Annotated in this window: 16 protein-coding genes; 11 read left to right on the top strand and 5 right to left on the bottom strand. The window is 74.7% G+C overall.

Features of this window, described 5'->3' with window-relative positions; genetic code table 11:
* The first annotated feature begins 1 nt into the window (after nt 1).
* The 5 genes from I4I81_RS22010 (at nt 2) to I4I81_RS22025 (ending at nt 2,453) form a co-directional block, all read left to right on the top strand.
* Nucleotides 2-454 carry a DUF4395 domain-containing protein gene (locus I4I81_RS22010; protein WP_218606119.1) on the top strand — a complete coding sequence of 151 codons (453 nt, stop codon included), beginning with the start codon at nt 2-4 and terminating at the stop codon, nt 452-454.
* Nucleotides 451-1,296: a sulfurtransferase gene (locus I4I81_RS22015; protein ID WP_218606120.1), complete on the top strand. Its 846-nt coding sequence runs from the start codon at nt 451-453 to the stop codon at nt 1,294-1,296. Before I4I81_RS22010 ends, I4I81_RS22015 begins: the two co-directional genes overlap by 4 nt.
* Entirely contained in the window at nt 1,296-1,595 is a 300-nt protein-coding gene (locus I4I81_RS22020; RefSeq protein WP_218606121.1) for a DUF1416 domain-containing protein, read from the top strand. The genes I4I81_RS22015 and I4I81_RS22020 overlap by 1 nt, the downstream gene beginning before the upstream one ends.
* A gap of 106 nt (nt 1,596-1,701) precedes the next feature.
* On the top strand, nt 1,702-1,830 hold the full coding sequence (locus tag I4I81_RS31245) for a hypothetical protein (protein WP_267460898.1): 129 nt from the start codon (nt 1,702-1,704) through the stop codon (nt 1,828-1,830).
* A 17-nt stretch (nt 1,831-1,847) separates the two neighbouring features.
* Nucleotides 1,848-2,453, top strand: coding sequence for a heme-binding beta-barrel domain-containing protein (locus I4I81_RS22025; RefSeq protein WP_218606123.1), 606 nt, complete (start codon nt 1,848-1,850; stop codon nt 2,451-2,453).
* A 10-nt stretch (nt 2,454-2,463) separates the two neighbouring features.
* Here I4I81_RS22025 and I4I81_RS22030 read toward each other — a convergent pair whose 3' ends face one another.
* Nucleotides 2,464-3,306 carry a hypothetical protein gene (locus I4I81_RS22030; protein WP_218616297.1) on the bottom strand — a complete coding sequence of 281 codons (843 nt, stop codon included), beginning with the start codon at nt 3,304-3,306 and terminating at the stop codon, nt 2,464-2,466.
* Nucleotides 3,307-3,351: 45 nt separating this feature from the next.
* Entirely contained in the window at nt 3,352-5,259 is a 1,908-nt protein-coding gene (locus I4I81_RS22035) for a DivIVA domain-containing protein (protein ID WP_218616298.1), read from the bottom strand.
* A gap of 252 nt (nt 5,260-5,511) precedes the next feature.
* On the opposite strand from I4I81_RS22035, the gene I4I81_RS22040 reads away from it, so the two are divergent.
* From I4I81_RS22040 to I4I81_RS22065, 6 genes are all read left to right on the top strand, one after another.
* The gene (locus tag I4I81_RS22040) at nt 5,512-5,892 is read left to right on the top strand and encodes a Fur family transcriptional regulator (protein WP_218606329.1); all 381 of its coding nucleotides are present in this window, start codon (nt 5,512-5,514) and stop codon (nt 5,890-5,892) included.
* Entirely contained in the window at nt 5,889-6,971 is a 1,083-nt protein-coding gene (gene ygfZ / locus I4I81_RS22045) for a CAF17-like 4Fe-4S cluster assembly/insertion protein YgfZ (RefSeq protein ID WP_218616299.1), read from the top strand. The genes I4I81_RS22040 and ygfZ overlap by 4 nt, the downstream gene beginning before the upstream one ends.
* A gap of 126 nt (nt 6,972-7,097) precedes the next feature.
* On the top strand, nt 7,098-8,345 hold the full coding sequence (locus I4I81_RS22050; RefSeq protein WP_218604926.1) for an MFS transporter: 1,248 nt from the start codon (nt 7,098-7,100) through the stop codon (nt 8,343-8,345).
* A gap of 62 nt (nt 8,346-8,407) precedes the next feature.
* Entirely contained in the window at nt 8,408-8,605 is a 198-nt protein-coding gene (locus I4I81_RS22055; RefSeq protein ID WP_218604927.1) for a DUF3073 domain-containing protein, read from the top strand.
* 164 nt (nt 8,606-8,769) lie between these two features.
* Nucleotides 8,770-9,735 (top strand): hypothetical protein, encoded by a 966-nt coding sequence (locus I4I81_RS22060; RefSeq protein WP_218604928.1) that lies wholly within the window; start codon nt 8,770-8,772, stop codon nt 9,733-9,735.
* Nucleotides 9,729-10,103 carry a GntR family transcriptional regulator gene (locus tag I4I81_RS22065; protein WP_218604929.1) on the top strand — a complete coding sequence of 125 codons (375 nt, stop codon included), beginning with the start codon at nt 9,729-9,731 and terminating at the stop codon, nt 10,101-10,103. The genes I4I81_RS22060 and I4I81_RS22065 overlap by 7 nt, the downstream gene beginning before the upstream one ends.
* Here I4I81_RS22065 and purM read toward each other — a convergent pair.
* From purM to I4I81_RS22080, 3 genes are read right to left on the bottom strand one after another with little or no spacing between them, the layout of a single operon-like run.
* Complete coding sequence (gene purM, locus I4I81_RS22070) at nt 10,072-11,145, bottom strand: phosphoribosylformylglycinamidine cyclo-ligase (protein WP_218604932.1); 1,074 nt, start codon at nt 11,143-11,145, stop codon at nt 10,072-10,074. The genes I4I81_RS22065 and purM overlap by 32 nt on opposite strands.
* 60 nt (nt 11,146-11,205) lie before the next feature.
* Nucleotides 11,206-12,780, bottom strand: a complete 1,575-nt coding sequence (gene purF / locus I4I81_RS22075) for an amidophosphoribosyltransferase (protein WP_218604930.1) — start codon at nt 12,778-12,780, stop codon at nt 11,206-11,208.
* Between the two features lie 27 nt (nt 12,781-12,807).
* Nucleotides 12,808-14,997 (bottom strand): putative bifunctional diguanylate cyclase/phosphodiesterase, encoded by a 2,190-nt coding sequence (locus I4I81_RS22080; RefSeq protein WP_218616300.1) that lies wholly within the window; start codon nt 14,995-14,997, stop codon nt 12,808-12,810.
* Nucleotides 14,998-15,112: the final 115 nt, after the last annotated feature.

The raw sequence follows: 15,112 nt of genomic DNA on the forward strand, positions 1-15,112 counted from the left end.
CATGTCCGCATCGGACCCCCAGCTCGATCCGCGCGGCGTCCGCTTCGCCGCGGCGCTCACCACCGTCGTGCTCGCGATCGTGCTGCTCAGCGCCAGCGGCTGGCTGCTCGCCGCGCAGGCCGTGGTGTTCGCGCTCGCCGCGTTCGCCGGGCCGCGCTTCGCGCCGTACCCGCTGATCTTCCGCGCGCTCGTCGCGCCGCGGCTGAGCCCGCCCACCGACCGCGAGGACGCCGCACCCGTGCGGTTCTCCCAGCTCGTCGGGTTCGTCTTCACCGTCGTGGGCACCGTCGGCTACCTCGCCGGGCTCACCACGCTCGGCGTCGTCGCCACCGCGTTCGCCCTCGTCGCCGCGTTCCTCAACGCCGCCTTCGGCTTCTGCCTCGGCTGCGAGATGTACGGCCTCGTCCAACGATTCCGCCCGAACCGCAACAACCAGCAGGGAGCCACAGCATGAGCCGCGAGGACGTCCTCGTCTCCGCCGATTGGGCCGAGAAGAACCTCGGCACCGACGGGATCGTGTTCCTCGAGATCGACGAGGACACCTCCGCCTACGACGGCGGCCACCTCGCCGGCGCCGTGAAGATCAACTGGACCACCGAGCTGCAGGACGGCGTGCGCCGCGACATCGTCGACGCCGACCAGTTCGCCGCGCTGCTGTCGGCCAAGGGCGTCGGCAACGACGACACCGTGGTCCTCTACGGCGGCAACAACAACTGGTTCGCCGCCTACGCCTACTGGCAGTTCAAGCTCTACGGGCACGCCGACGTCAAGCTGCTCGACGGCGGGCGCAAGAAGTGGGAGCTCGACGGCCGTCCGCTCACCACCGACGAGACCGCCCGCACGGCCACCACCTACACGGCGAAGCCGGCCGACACCTCGATCCGCGCGTTCCGCGACGAGGTCGTCGAGGCGATCGGCACCAAGAACCTCGTCGACGTCCGCTCGCCCGACGAGTTCTCCGGCAAGATCCTCGCGCCGGCCCACCTGCCGCAGGAGCAGAGCCAGCGCCCGGGCCACATCCCCGGCGCCATCAACATCCCGTGGAGCAAGGCGGCCAACGAGGACGGCACGTTCAAGTCCGACGAGGACCTGGCCAAGCTCTACGGCGACGAGGGCTTCGACGGCTCACAGGCCACCATCGCCTACTGCCGCATCGGCGAGCGCAGCTCCCACACCTGGGTCGTGCTGCACGAGCTGCTCGGCCACGGCGACGTCAAGAACTACGACGGCAGCTGGACCGAGTACGGCTCGCTCATCGGCGTGCCGATCGAGCTCGGCTCGGGGAAGGCCTCCTGATGTGCGGCGCCCCTGACCAGGCGGTCTCGCTGCCCGCGGGCACCGACCTCACCAAGGAGACCGTGCTCGCCGGGCGGGTCGTGGCCGGCGGTGAGCCCGTCGGCGGCGCGTTCGTCCGGCTGCTCGACGGCACCGGCGAGTTCACCGCCGAGGTCGTGGCGAGCGCGAGCGGCGACTTCCGCTTCTTCGCCGCCCCCGGCACCTGGACGCTGCGCGCGCTGAGCCGCAGCGGCAACGGGGAGGCGGTCCTGACGGCCGACGCCCCGGGACTGCACCAGACGCAGGTGGCGGTGGCCTGACCCGGCCCGTCGCGTTGCAGTAGAGCCACCTTGCCGCCGTCTCACGGCAGCAAGGTGGCTCTACTGCAGTTCGGGCCGGGAGTCGGCAGGGCTAGGGTGGCTCCCCGTGCACTGGTTCTTCACCGGCTTGTTGATCGCGGCCAGCGCGGGCACCGTCGCCTACACCGGCTACCTGCTCCGTCGCCTGTTCACCACCGAACCGACGACCGAGACGTCGACGGGGGCGGCGTCGTGAGCGGGCCCGACGGCGAGATCCCCGGCACCATCTCCGGCCCGGCCAACGCCGCTCCCGACTCCCCGCGCCGCAATCGGCCGCGCTTCGAGGACCTCCCGGTCCCCGACGACACCGCCAACCTGCGCGAGGGACCCGACCTGCACCAGCAGTGCCTGGGCCTGCTGCCGCTGGTCGGGGTGTGGCGCGGGGCGGGCGAGGTCGTCTACCCCACGATCGACGGCCCGTACGCCTACGGCCAGCAGCTCGTGTTCGCCCACGACGGGCGCCCGTTCCTGTCCTACGAGGCGCGCGCCTGGCTGCTCGACGACGACGGCAAGGTCATCCGCCCCGCCGCCCGTGAGACCGGCTTCTGGCGGCCGCAGGAGGGCGGTGAGCTGGAGGTGCTGATCACGCACGCCACGGGTATCGCCGAGCTGTTCTACGGCCGCGCCCTCGACCTGCGGTCCTGGGAGATCCAGACCGATGCGGTCGTACGCACCCCCACCGCCCAGGACGTGCAGGCCTCGCACCGGCTCTACGGGCTCGTGGAGGGCGGCGACCTCGCCTACGTCGACGAGCGCGCGATGATGGGCCGGCCCCTGCAGCCGCACCTCTCGGCGCGCCTGAGCCGCATCGCCGGCTGAATCCCGGGTCTCAGCCCACGCCGACGCGGGCGGCGAGCAACCCGCGCAGCTCGTCGTCGGACAGGCCGGACAGGCGGGCGAGCTGGTCGGGCGCCAGGCCCGCGTCGGCGAGGCGGCTGAGTACGGAGCGGAGCGTCTCGCGCTCGTGGCGCACGGCGTCGCTGAGCCGGTCGAGCTGGCGCCGGCACGCGTCCAGCTCGACGGTGGCCCCGACGGCGCGCACCGGGTCGTCCAGGAGCACGGCCAGGAGTCGGTCACGGGCGTCGCCGCGTCCGGCGGGAGGCTGGGCCCCGTCGGGGGCGGACCACACGGCCGGGGCCGGGGACGTCTGGGCCGGGGGCGTCTGGGCCGGGGCCGCCGTCGGCGCGGTCCGCTCGACCGGGACGTGCTCGGCAGGCGCCTGGCCGGACGGAACGTCGGCGGTCGGGACGCGGTCGGCCGGGGCGTGCTCGGACCGGCCCTCGTCGGCCGGGGCGCCGATCGGCCCCGCGGGCGGGGCGTCGGCGGCCGCGACCCTGGCCCGCGCCTCGCGCACCGCGAGGGCCTGCGCGACGGCCGCGGCGACGGTGCGCCCGGACCCCACGCGTTCGGCGGGGTCGAGGTCGGGACGGTCGGCGGCGGGCGGCAGGTCCGGCGGCGAGGAGTCGGGCGCGGGGGTGCGGGCCGCGGGGACGTCGGGCTGCGGTGCGTGCTCGCCCGTCTCCCGCACCGCGTCCGCCACCGTCGGGCGGTCCTGGGCGCGGGCGCGCCTGCGCCGCCGGACGACGAGCACGACGATGACCAGAGCGATGACGAGGAGCAGGGCTCCGGCACCGACCGGGACCAGCACCTCAGGCGTCAGGGCCAGCTGCATGGTTGCGCACCGTACGCCGTTCGGCGTAACAGCGCGCCACCGGGCTCAGGCAGAGCGTGACGGAGAGGTCGGACGAGCGCGACCGTTCGACCCATCACCCTGCTCCGAACGACCGCCGTTCGGTGACGGTGAGAGCAGGGTCGGCTCGTCCGGGCGGACGGCCGCGACCGCGGTGGTCGGGTCGGCGGGGGCCGGGTCCGGGCGTCGTACGAGCGAGGTGCGCTCGCCGGCGTCGCGCGGCACCCCGTCCCGCGGCACGGCGGTGGTCTGCGGCTCCGGCTCGGCCGACCGGGCCGGGCGGAACAGGTCGGCGGGCTCGGGCTCCGGCTCGCTGCGCGGCCGCAGCGACGAGTTCTCGCCGACGGCCGGGTAGGCACCGGTCGGCAGCCGGTGGGCCGCCTTGCCCGCCTCGCGGGCAGGCAGCTTCTCCTTCGCGGTGACCGCGTCGGCGGACGACCCGTTCCCGCTGCCCACCGGCGCGCCACCGGGCGGCTGGGCACCCGGCGCCGGGCCGGGGCGCGCACCTGCGGTCCGGGCGTCCGACGAGCCGGACGTGGGGCCGCTCGACCGCGGGCCGGCCTGCGAGGGGCCGGCCGGGGAGGACGCACCCTGAACCGAGCTGGGCTTGGTCGAACGGGGCTGCGCAGAACCGACCTGGGACGACCCGGTGTGGGACGACCCGGCCTGCGTCGAGCCCGGCTGGGACGAGCCGGGCGTGGACGAGCCGGGCGTGGGCGAGCCGGGCGTGGACGAACTGGGCGTGGACGACCCGGACGTGGGGGTACCGGCGTGCGACGCCCCGGACGGAGGTCCACCGGCCTGCGACGATCCGGCCTGCGCACCCCCGGAGCGCGAGCCGCCGGACACGGTTTCGTGGGACCCACCCGGCTGCGCACCGCCCGGCCGGGAGCTGCCCGACGGCGCCGCACCGGGGGCGGAACCGGCGTGCGCGCCACCGGACGGCGACCCGGCCTGCGCACCGGCCGCCGGAACGGCGGAGGAGGTGCCGCTCGGGGAGCCCGCCACGGGCGACGGGGAAGCCGACGACGCGGATGCGCTGCGACCGTCGGAGGCACCACGACCGTCCGAGGCCGGGGACGGGCGACCGGCACCGGCCGCTGCGGCCTGGGCCGCGGCCCGGCGGTCGGCGGCGGCCACGGCACCCGAGGGCAGCGCGGTGGTGGCCGGACCACCCGACGGCGAGCCACCCGGGGCCTCGGGAGCGGCCGCGGGGGCCTTCTCCTGCGACGAGGCGGGCACCGGAGACGCAGCCGGACGACCCGGGCCGGGCTGCGGGGAAGCTGCGGGCGACGGCGCCCGGTGGCCGCCGTCGGCGGGCCGGGGAGGGCCGTCGGGCGTGCGACCGACCTGCGGGACGGGCCCCGTGCCGGGCCGCCGCTCGGGGCGGGGGCCGTCACCGGGGCGGGGAGCCTCGGACGGGCGCTGGTCGACGTCGTGCCGACCACCGGTCGGGTACCGGCTGGACTCCCGGGCCGGCATCTGCGCGGTGGGCGCGGCGAGCAGGCCCTCGAGCTGCGACCGCATGCGCGTGAGCTCGGCCAGCACGGAGTCGCGCTGGCGGACGAGGTCGGCCACCTGCGAACGGACACCGTCGGTCTCGGCACGCGCCGCGAGGTGGGCGTTGCGGCGGATCTCGGCGGCCTCCTCCTCGGCGGCCGCGAGGATGCTCTCCATGCGATCGGTGAAGGTGTCGATGGTGTCCGGGTTGTCGGCCGGGCCACCGGGCCGGGGGCGCGGGGTCGGTCGCGGCCGGGCGGACTGGCCGGGCGTGACGGCGGGCATCGGCTGGCTGCGTGCGACCTCCAGGTCGGCGCGCATCCGGGCCAGGACCCGCTGGAGCCGGTCGACGTGCTCGTCGACCTGGCGCCGGTCGTATCCGCGCAGCACGACGTCGAAGCGTGGCGCGCCGGGCACCCCCGCGTCAGTCGTCATCGCTAGCCCTCCCGTGCGTGCCGTCACCGTGCATTCCGCCGAGGGTAGGGGGGTCGTTTCGCCCGATCCCGGCCGTTCACCCTTTCGCAGCATAGCGAGGCGGAACGGGACAGGCAGCCGCGGTGCGGACGGCAGCGGCCTACCATCGGGCCGGTGGACACCTCGACCCGGCTCGACACCGCAGGTGAGCGACCTGACTCCGCCCACGGACCGGAGAACCTGAAGAGCACGCTGCACCGTCGCGGGCTCCGGATGACACCGCAGCGGCAGCTGGTCCTCGACGCGGTCCGTGAGCTCGGCCATGCCACCCCGGAACAGATCTGCGGGCAGGTGCAGAAGGTCGCGCCCGCCGTGAACATCACGACGATCTACCGCACGCTGGACCTGCTGGAGAAGCTCGGAGTCGTCCGGCACACACACCTCGGGCACGGCGCGCCGAACTACTCCGAGCAGGAGCACCAGCACGTCCACCTCGTGTGCCACGAATGCGGCGCGGTGGTCGAAACCCCCTCCGATCTGATGAACGGGCTCGCCTCGCAGCTGCACGACATCGCCGGGTTCGAGCTCGACGTCACCCACGTCGCCCTGTCCGGCCGCTGCCGCGACTGCGCGGGCACGGCGGTCGACGCGTGACCGACACCGAGCTGACGCCCGACGCCCCCGACCGCGACTCCGCCGTCCCGTCGCACCGCGGTGACCCGCTGGCCGAGCAGCGCCGGATGGCCCGCTCCGCCGCGGTGGTCGACCGGAGCCACCGCGGCGTGATCGCGGTGACCGGTGAGGACCGGCTGAGCTGGCTGCACCTGCTGCTCACCCAGCACGTGAGCGAGCTGCCCGCCGACACCGGCACCGAGACACTGATCCTCGACCTGAACGGTCGCGTGCTGCACCACATGGTCGTGGCCCACGCAGGCGACGTCGTGTACCTCGACACCGAGCCCGGCGACGTCCCCGAGCTGCTCGACTACCTCACGAAGATGGTGTTCTGGTCGAAGGTCGAGCCACGCGACGCCACGGCGGAGTTCGCCGTGCTCAGCGTGGTCGGGCCCGACACCGAGGCCGTGCTCACCGCGGCGGGCGTCCCGGTGCCCGATCGGCCGCACGGCGCCCTCGCCCTGCCCGGGGGCGGTGTGGTGCGCCGGATGCCGTGGCCCGGCGTCGACGCCGCCGACCTGCTGGTGCCCCGCGCGGAGCAGGACTCCTGGTGGGGGCGACTCACCGCCGCCGGGGCCCACGAAGCCGGGACGATGGCGTTCGAGGCGCTGCGGGTGGAGTCCGGCCGTCCGCGCCTCGGCGTCGACACCGACGAGCGCACCATCCCGCACGAGGTCGGTTGGATCGGCGAGGCCGTGCACCTGACGAAGGGCTGCTACCGCGGCCAGGAGACGGTCGCGCGCGTCGCGAACCTCGGACGCCCGCCCCGGCGGCTCGTGCTCCTGCACCTCGACGCGGGCGACGAGCACCTGCCGGACCCCGGTGCCCCCGTCACCCTCGGCGGACGGCCCGTCGGGCGCGTCGGCACGGTCGCGCAGCACCACGAGCTCGGCCCGGTCGCGCTGGCGCTGGTCAAACGCTCGGTACCGGTCGACGCGGAGCTGGTCGCGGGCGAGGACGAGCGCGCGGCCCCCGCCCGGATCGACCCGGACTCCGTCCCCCCCGAGGACGGCACGCCGCCACCCGGACGCGCGGCCCAGGGCGGCCTCCGCCGCTGACCCCGCCGCCGGCCCTGACCCCGCCGCCGGCCCCGTCGCCGCCGTCCCGCTTCCTGTCGCCGCCCGCGTTCTCATCATGCAGGACGATGTTCCCGTATTGCGAGAACCGGGCGTAGCGTCCGACCGGTGGACGCACCCCGTTACCGCTGGGTGGTGCTCGCCGTCGGCACCGCTGCGCAGGCCGCCACCGCGGCCTACTTCCTCGGCCTCGCCGCCGTCACACCGGCCCTGCGTGCGTACTTCGACCTCGATCTCGCCGGCGTCGGCCTGCTGATCGGCGCGATCTCGGTCGGACTCGTCCCGACGCTGATCCCGTGGGGTGCCGCCGCCGACCGGTTCGGCGAGCGCGGCGTGATGGCGATCGGGCTCGTGGGGTCGGCCGCGGCCCTCGGAGCCACCGCACTGGTGACGCACCCCGTCACCGCGGGCGCGCTGCTGATGCTGGCCGGGGCCTCGGGGGCATCGGTCAACGCGGCGAGCGGCCGGGCGGTCATGACGTGGTTCCCGGCACACAGCCGGGGCCTCGCGATGGCGGTGCGGCAGACGTCGGTGCCGGTCGGGGCCGCGCTGGCCGCGGTCGCGCTCCCGGCGGTCGCGGGAGCGGGCGGGGTGCCCGCGGTGTTCGTCGTGCTCGCGGCCGTCTGCCTGGTCGCGGCGGCGGCCGTCGCCGCGTTCGTCCGGGAGCCCCCGGACGCCCCCGCCCGCGACACCCGGGCGACCGGGCGGATGTCGGCCGTCCTCGCCGACCGCAGGCTGCAGCGGCTCAGCATCGCCGGACTGCTGCTCGTCGTCCCCCAGTTCCTCGGCTCGGTCTTCCTGGTGGAGGTCCTGCACTCCGGGAGCGGGATGTCGCTGGCCGCCGCGGGCGGGCTGCTGGCGCTCACCCAGGTGCTGGGCGCGGCCGGACGGCTCGGCAACGGGTTCTGGTCCGACCGGGCCGGCAGTCGCCTGCGACCGCTGCGGGTGGTCGCGGCGGCCGTCGCCGTCGGGTTCGGAGCCGCGGCGCTGCTGCAACCGGGACCGGTCGTCCTGCTCGCCGTGGTGCTCGTCCCCGCGGCCGCGCTCGCGATCAGCTGGAACGGGCTGGTGTTCACCGCGGCGGGCGAGCTGGCGCCACCGGGACGGGCCGCCACGGCGATGGCGGTCTCCAACACCGCGAACTACCTCGGCGCGGCGGCCACGCCCGTCCTCGGAGGCGCGGTCGCGCGGGCCGCCGGATGGCCCGCGATGCTCGCGCTCGGCACCGTCGCAGCGGGGCTGTCACTGCTGGCGCTGCGCGGGCTGCGGGAGTCGGGTGACGCAGGCGACGTGACACCGGCGATGCCACGTCGCACGTCCGGCCCCGGGCACGGTACGGTGGGGCCAGGACACTGATGACATGAATGGGGCCGCCGAGACATCCGGCCGCCCCTTCCCTGTTGTAAGGGGGACCAGCCATGGGGCGCGGACGAGCCAAGGCCAAGCAGACGAAGGTGGCCCGGGAACTCAAGTACAGCTCCCCCACCATGGATCTCGACGCGTTGCAGCGCGAGATCGGCGTCGGTGGTGGGACGGTGCTCCAGGAGCCGGAGGCGGAGGACGAGTACGACCCTTACGCCCCCGAGTCCGACAGGGACGACGACCGCGGCCGTTGATCGTGCGGTGACGGGTGTTCCTGCCCGTCACCGACCGGTCGCACCACCGTTCGTGACCGGCGCGCGAGCGCCGGTCCTGTGGAGTAGCCACTGAGCGTCCTCACCGCGTGCGGTGAGGCGCTCGGTGGGCGACCCGCCCCACGATCCCCTCATACTTGTTATAGTTGTTCTATAACAAGTTGGAGGTACTCGTGGATCGACATCATTCTCCGGCCGTCCTGGCCCAGCTGGTGGCGCAGCTCCCGGCGTGTCTGGTGCTCGTGACCGCCGCCGACCGGCTGCCGGACCCGCTGGCGAGCCATTTCGCGCTCGACGGCACGGCCGACGGGTTCACCGGGCACGGGTGGCTGCTCGTGGTGCTGCTCGGGCTGGCCGGGTCGTTGGCGGTCGTCTCCTGGGCCACCCTGAACTCCCCGCACGTCCCCGGACGCCGGGTCGTCGTCGGGGCGTCCTGGGCCACCGCGACGCTGCTCGGCGTCGTGACGTGGTCGGCGACCGCCGCCAACCTCGACCTGGCCGACGCCGCCGACGCCGTCCTGCCCCCGTGGTGGTTCGCCGTCGGTCTCGGCGCGGGAGCGGTGGTGGGTGCCGTGGCGTACCGGTTCGCCCCGCCGTCACCTCCCGCCGGGAGAACGGACGTCATGACCCCCGCCGTGCGGCTCGGGGCCACCGAGCAGGTCAGCTGGTCACGCACGGCGACATCGCGCGTCGGGGTCGCCGCGGCCGTCGTGCTCACCGTCGCCGGTATCGGCACCGCCGTCGCCGGGCTTCCCCTCGTGGCACCGGTCGCACTCCTGGTCGCCGCAGCGGCCCTGGCCGTCGCCACCACCGCGCGGGTCACGGTCGACCGCCGTGGGCTGCGCGTGGGCCTGGGCCCACTCGGGTGGCCGCGCCTTGTGGTGCCCGTCGAGGACATCCGGTCCGCCGCCGTGGGCGAGGTCTCCCCCGCCGAGTTCGGTGGCTGGGGCTACCGCATCGTGCCCGGGGCGCGCGGGGTGATCCTGCGTGGCGGGCCGGCGCTCCTCGTGACCAGGCGGTCGGGCGCACGCCTCGTCGTGACCGTCGACGACCCGGGCACGGCCGCGGGCCTGCTCGCCGGGATGGTCCGGTCCGGGGGCCCCGGGTGCTGATCCGCGTCGACCCGGCCCGCGACGTCGCACTGCACGAGCAGATCGCCGCAGCGGTGCGCCGGGCCATCGGAGAGGGTGCCGTGGCGGCGGGCGAGCGGCTGCCCCCGGCCCGCGAGCTGGCCGCGTCGCTCGACGTCAGCATCCACACCGTACTCGCCGGCTACCAGCAGCTCCGCGACGACGGGCTGATCGAGCTGCGGCGCGGGCGCGGCGCCACCGTGCGCCACGGAGCGACCGACGGGCGGGCCGGGGTCGTCGAGCTCGCCCGCCGGCTCGTGGACGCGGCCCGGCGGATCGACCTCGACGAGGAGGAGCTGGTCGCCCTGGTCCGCGGCCTCAGAACCTCGGGTGGTCGCCCCGGAGCGTGACGCGGGGAGCCGAGCCGTCCTCGGTCCGGGAGACTCCGCCGAGCACCCACGCGGGCACGTGTCGGGCCGTCAGCACGGCGAGGGCCCGGTCGACGTCGTCGGCGGGCAGCACCGCCACCATCCCGACTCCCATGTTGAACGTCTTCTCCATCTCGGCGCGCTCCACGCGCCCCCGGGAGGCGATGAGGTTGAAGATCGGGTCCGGGGTCCAGGTGTTGCGCTCGACGACGGCGCTGAGGCCGTCGGGGAGCACGCGCTCGAGGTTGCGGCCCAAGCCGCCGCCGGTGATGTGCGCGAACGTGTGGACCCCGGTCTCGGCGGCGAGCGCGAGGCAGTCGCGGGCGTAGATGCGGGTGGGGACGAGCAGTTCCTCGCCGAGGGTGTGCCCGAACTCCTCGACGTGGCCCTCGAGCGACATCCGCGCGATCGTCAGCAACACGTGCCGGGCGAGGGAGTAACCGTTGGAGTGCAGGCCGGACGCCCCGAGCGCGACGAGGACGTCGCCGGGCCGGACGCGGTCGGGCCGCAGCATCTTGTCGGCCTCGACGATCCCGACACCGGTGCCGGAGATGTCGTACCCGCCGACCTCCATCAGCCCGGGGTGCTCCGCGGTCTCGCCGCCCAGCAGCGCGCAGCCCGCCTGCTGGCAGCCCTCCGCGATCCCCTTGACGACGGACGCGACCATCTCGGGCACGAGCTTGCCGACGGCGATGTAGTCCTGCATGAACAGCGGCTCCGCGCCGCACACCACGAGGTCGTCGACGACCATCGCGACCAGGTCGAGCCCGATGGTGTCGTGCTTGTCCATCGCCTGGGCGATCGCGACCTTCGTGCCGACGCCGTCCGTGGACGCCGCGAGCACCGGCTCGGTGTACTTGCCGATCTTCAGCGCGAACAGACCGGCGAACCCGCCGATCCCGCCGAGGACCTCGGGCCGGTTGGCCTTCTCCGCGTACGGTCGCAGGGCGTCGACGGCCCGTTCCCCGGCCTCGATGTCCACCCCTGCGGCGGCGTAGCTGGCTCCGGGCAGGTCGGTCGGCATGGTCGTTCTCACTCTCGGCACCCGTGGGGGCGCGGTGTGGGTCGGGGAAGCGCGGACGTTCTAGGGCCGCTCGAGAGCGCCCGCAGCACCGTAGCCGACCGACACGGGCCCGGGGTCCCCCGATGCGGCGCCCGACACGTCGGTCCCGGGGACGTCGGGCACCGGCACGGACTCCAGCAGGTGCTTGCCCAGCCGCGCCTCCTCGGGCAGCGGGATCGGGTACACGCCGTCGAAGCAGGCCGAGCAGAGCCGGGTGCGGGGCTGCTCGCTCGCCGCGATCAGGCCCTCCAGCGACACGTAGCCCAGCGAGTCGGCCCCGATCGAGCGGCGCACGCCCTCGGTGTCGATGCCGCTGGCGACCAGCTCGGCGCGGGTGGCGAAGTCGATGCCGTAGAAGCAGGGCCAGCGCACCGGCGGCGACGCGATGCGCACGTGCACCTCGAGCGCCCCGGCCTCGCGCAGCATCCGCACGAGCGCGCGCTGGGTGTTGCCCCGCACGATGGAGTCGTCGACGACCACGAGCCGCTTGCCCCGGATGACCTCGCGCAGCGGGTTGAGCTTGAGGCGGATCCCGAGCTGGCGGATCGTCTGGCTGGGCTGGATGAAGGTGCGCCCGACGTAGGCGTTCTTGACCAGGCCCTGGCCGTAGGGGATGCCGGACTCCTGCGCGTACCCGATCGCCGCGGGCGTGCCGGACTCCGGCGTCGGGATCACCAGGTCGGCCTCGACGGGGTGCTCCTTCGCCAGCCGCCTGCCGATGTCGACCCGGGTGGAGTGGACCGAGCGGCCCGAGATCGTGGTGTCCGGGCGGGCCAGGTAGACGTACTCGAACACGCAGCCCTTGGGCTCGGGCGCGGCGAAGCGGGAGCTGCGGATGCCGTCGGCGTCGATCGCGATCAGCTCGCCCGGCTCCACCTCGCGCACCATCGACGCACCGACGATGTCGAGGGCGGCCGTCTCGCTGGCCACGACCCAGCCGCGGTCGAGGCGGCCGAGCACCAGCGGGTGGACGCCGTGCCGGTCGCGGGCGGCGTAGAGCGTGTTCTCGTCGCCGAAGACCAGGCAGAACGCCCCGCGCAGCCGGGGGAACAGCCGCATCGCGGCCTCCTCCACCCCCAGGTCGGCGGCCGAGGCGGCCATCAGCTCGGCGATCAGGTCGGAGTCGGTGCTCGCCTGCATCCGGGAGCGGTTGGACACCGGGGCCTCGACGAGTCCGGCCACCTCGTCGCGCAGCTCGGCGGTGTTGACCAGGTTGCCGTTGTGGCCCAGCGCGATGCCGCTGCCGGTGGCCGTGGTGCGGAACGTGGGCTGCGCGTTCTCCCAGGTCGTGGACCCGGTGGTGGAGTAGCGGCAGTGCCCGATGGCGATGTGGCCCTTGAGCGAGCTCAGGATCTGCTCGTCGAACACCTGGCTGACCAGCCCGAGGTCCTTGAACACGACCATCCGACGGCCGTCGGACACGGCGATACCGGCCGCTTCCTGACCGCGGTGCTGCAGGGCGTAGAGGCCGTAGTAGGCGAGCTTCGCGACGTCCTCGCCCGGGGCCCACGCACCGAAGACGCCGCACTCCTCGCGGGGTGCGTCATCGCGTTCGTCGTCGGTCGGATCGGACTCCGTGCGGGTGGTGGCACCCAACGCGCGCTCCCCAGGATCGACGGCCGTTCAGGATGCGATGCTACGCCGCAGGAGGTCCGGAACGCACTCGGCGGGACCTGCGTCACCGAACCAGCGTCCCTGGCCGACGTCGCACCCGAGCGCGGCGAGGCGCTCCGCCTGCAGGTCGGTCTCCACCCACTCGGCCGTGACCTCCAGCCCGAGCGCGTGCGCCATCCCGACCAGCGAGCCGACGATCGCGGAGTCGACGGTGTCGGGGTCGGCGTGGCGCAGGCCGTCGATGAACGACCCGTCGATCTTCAGCGCGTGCACCGGGAGGCGCCGCAGCCAGACCAGGCTGGAGTAGCCGGTGCCGAAGTCGTCGAGCGCGAGGCGGACGCCGGACGCGCGTAGGGCCAGCAGCGCCTCCAACGCGGCCGACTCGTCGCCGAGCACGGCCTGCTCGGTGATCTCCAGCTGCAGCAGCCGGGCCGGGAGCCCGGTCGCGCGCAGCACGGAGGTGACGACGCAGACGAAGTCGGGCTCCACGAGCTGCACCGGCGAGACGTTGACGCTGACGAACGGCGCGTCGTCACCGAGCTCGCCGTGCCAGGCCGCCGCCTGCTCGCACGCGGTGTGCAGGATCCAGCGACCCAGCGGCACGATCGTGCCGCTGCGCTCGGCCAGCTCGATGAACCGGCCCGGACCGAGCAGTCCCTGCACCGGGTGCTGCCAGCGGACGAGCGCCTCCACCCCCCGCATCCGCGCGTCCTCCCCCAACCCGACCAGGGGCTGGTAGACCAGCCGGAACTCACCGCGGTCGATCGCTCCGGGCATCCCGGTGAGCAGCGCGAACCGGGCGGACTCGCCCGCGTCGCGCTCGGGGTCGAACACCACCCTGCGCGCACCGCCGCGGGACTTCGCCCAGTTCAGGGCGACGTCGGCCGCCCGCATCAGCTCCTCGGGACAGGCGACGGCCGTGGGTGCGGCGGCGACGCCGATGCTCGCCGTGACCGTCAGCGTGTGCCCGCCGACCAGGAACGGGGTGGCGAACGCCTCCAGGATGCGGTCGGCGATCCGACAGACCCCGTCGACGCCGTCGGGCTCCGCGATCAGGACGGCGAACTCGTCGCCGCCGGTGCGCGTGACCAGGTGCTCGCCCGCGGCCATCTGCAGCCGGGCGGCCACCGCCAGCAGGACCTGGTCGCCGACCTGGTGCCCCAGCCCGTCGTTGACGCGGGTGAGCCCGTCGACGTCGAGCGAGCAGACGCCGACGCGCTCGGGGCCGCCGGCCTCGAACGCCCGCTGGACCCACTGCTCGGTGAGCGAGCGGTTGGGCAGCTGGGTGAGCTGGTCGTGGTGCGAGGCGCGCTGCAGCCGCAACCGCAGCCGCGTGCGCTCGGACTGGTCCTCGATGACGGCGATCAGGTGTGCGGGCGATCCGCTCTCGTTGCGGACCAACGACGCCACGACGTCGGTGAACAGCACGAGCCCGTCGGGCCGGACGAAACGCAGCTCCATCCGCATGACGTCCGGCTCGCCGCGGTGCAGCCGCTTGAACCGGTCGACGACGTCGGCCACGTCGTCGGGGTGCACGAAGTCGGTGACCGGGCGTGGCTGGTCGAGCCGACCGGTGATCCCGAACATCGTGCGCAGCGCCGGGTTGAGGTCGAGCACGAACCCCTCGAGGCTGACGATCCCGATCCCGACGGCGCCCTGCGTGTAGACGGTGCGGTAATGGCTCTCGCTCAGCGCCAGCGCCCGCTGGACCCCGGCCTGGGCCCGCAACGTGCTGGTGAGCAGGTCGACCTGCTCGGCGACCGCGCGGTCACGCAGCGCCCCGGTGAAGCCGGTGGCCAGCTCGTCGAGTGCCGCGACCATCCGGTCCCCCGCGTCGGGCCCCCCGGGGTCCAGCACCGCCGGGCCGGACTCGCGGAGCAACCGCAGCGTGGCCGGCAGGATCTCCTCCGCGGCCAGTGCGACGTCGGCGGGTGGCCCGCAGAGCCCGCTCGGCAGGAGGTCGGCCCCGATGTCGCGGGCGGCCATCGACCAGAACGGCTCGGCGGCCAGCGTGGCGGCGAGCCGGCGCAGCAGGGTGGCCAGGCGGGCGGCGAGGGTGGGGTCCGGGACGGGGGCGATCTCCGCCCAGCGCACGGCGAGGCGGTGCAGCGCCGGTGCGTTCACCGCGCGGCCGGGCGCCTGCCCGGACACCGCGCCGCGGACACCCGGAACGCCGGTGCGGCTGCGTGCTGCAACCATCCGGCACCTCCTGTCACCCGTCTGGTCGGGGTGGATCCCCCGGACGAGCGTGATTCTCCGTGTCTCCTAGTACTTACGCCAGTACCTGCGGGTTTGGTGCATCAGTCCGCCTGAC

Source organism: Pseudonocardia abyssalis (genome assembly GCF_019263705.2).
Taxonomy (GTDB): domain Bacteria; phylum Actinomycetota; class Actinomycetes; order Mycobacteriales; family Pseudonocardiaceae; genus Pseudonocardia; species Pseudonocardia abyssalis.

Bases quoted from the DNA above. Each gene is read 5' to 3' on its own strand.
- I4I81_RS22010 (WP_218606119.1), top strand. From the start codon at position 2: ATGTCCGCATCGGACCCCCAGCTCGATCCGCGCGGCGTCCGCTTCGCC.
- I4I81_RS22015 (WP_218606120.1), top strand. From the start codon at position 451: ATGAGCCGCGAGGACGTCCTCGTCTCCGCCGATTGGGCCGAGAAGAAC.
- I4I81_RS22020 (WP_218606121.1), top strand. From the start codon at position 1,296: ATGTGCGGCGCCCCTGACCAGGCGGTCTCGCTGCCCGCGGGCACCGAC.
- I4I81_RS22030 (WP_218616297.1), bottom strand. From the start codon at position 3,306: ATGCAGCTGGCCCTGACGCCTGAGGTGCTGGTCCCGGTCGGTGCCGGA.
- I4I81_RS22035 (WP_218616298.1), bottom strand. From the start codon at position 5,259: ATGACGACTGACGCGGGGGTGCCCGGCGCGCCACGCTTCGACGTCGTG.
- I4I81_RS22040 (WP_218606329.1), top strand. From the start codon at position 5,512: ATGACACCGCAGCGGCAGCTGGTCCTCGACGCGGTCCGTGAGCTCGGC.
- I4I81_RS22055 (WP_218604927.1), top strand. From the start codon at position 8,408: ATGGGGCGCGGACGAGCCAAGGCCAAGCAGACGAAGGTGGCCCGGGAA.
- purM (WP_218604932.1), bottom strand. From the start codon at position 11,145: ATGCCGACCGACCTGCCCGGAGCCAGCTACGCCGCCGCAGGGGTGGAC.
- I4I81_RS22080 (WP_218616300.1), bottom strand. From the start codon at position 14,997: ATGGTTGCAGCACGCAGCCGCACCGGCGTTCCGGGTGTCCGCGGCGCG.